Source organism: Mycobacterium sp. E2238, from assembly GCF_001672665.1.
In the GTDB taxonomy this organism is placed as follows: Bacteria; Actinomycetota; Actinomycetes; order Mycobacteriales; family Mycobacteriaceae; genus Mycobacterium.
Genome location: NZ_LZKF01000002.1, coordinates 1 through 507 on the forward strand (window position 1 = coordinate 1; position 507 = coordinate 507).

The window sequence follows — 507 nt, forward strand, 5'->3', positions numbered from 1 at the left end:
TCCAGCGCGGCCGCGTACGCGTCCGGAGCCAGAGTGGCGGCCCGCTCCGTGAGGCCGCGCGCCAGTGCGTGGATCGCATCGGCCGCGGCGTCCGCGTGGGTGTCGAGTGGTAGCGCACCCTGCGCCCGGGCGTCACCGATGATCTCAGTTATCGTGTCCCGCAACGCTTTCAGCCCGGCGTACCGTGGCCGACCGCTGGCCGGATGCTCGTTGCTCTCTGTGCGAACCGCGAATCGGCGTCGGCCACGCCCTCGGCGCGGATCACCCACTCGAAGGCGGCGAGATCCGGATACTCGCGCATCAACCGGCTCGACTCGTCCAACACCGCCTTCAGGCGATCGACCGCACCGTCGGCCCGCGCGGCGGCGGCCCGCAACCGGGGTGCGGCGATGCCCTCCATTTCGGTGACGGCCGCTTGCAGCAACTCGGACTTGTTCGGAAAGTAGTGGTAAAGGCTGCCGCTGGTCATGTCGGCCGCCCGGGCGATCTCGCGAATCGTGGTGCGGG

Annotated in this window: 1 protein-coding gene; it reads right to left on the reverse strand. The window is 70.2% G+C overall.

Going from position 1 to position 507, the window contains the following annotated elements:
- Positions 1 to 169: 169 nt before the first annotated feature.
- Positions 170 to 507, reverse strand: a 338-nt coding sequence (locus A5711_RS25865; protein WP_231987393.1) for a TetR/AcrR family transcriptional regulator, incomplete at its 5' end; no start/stop codon positions are given.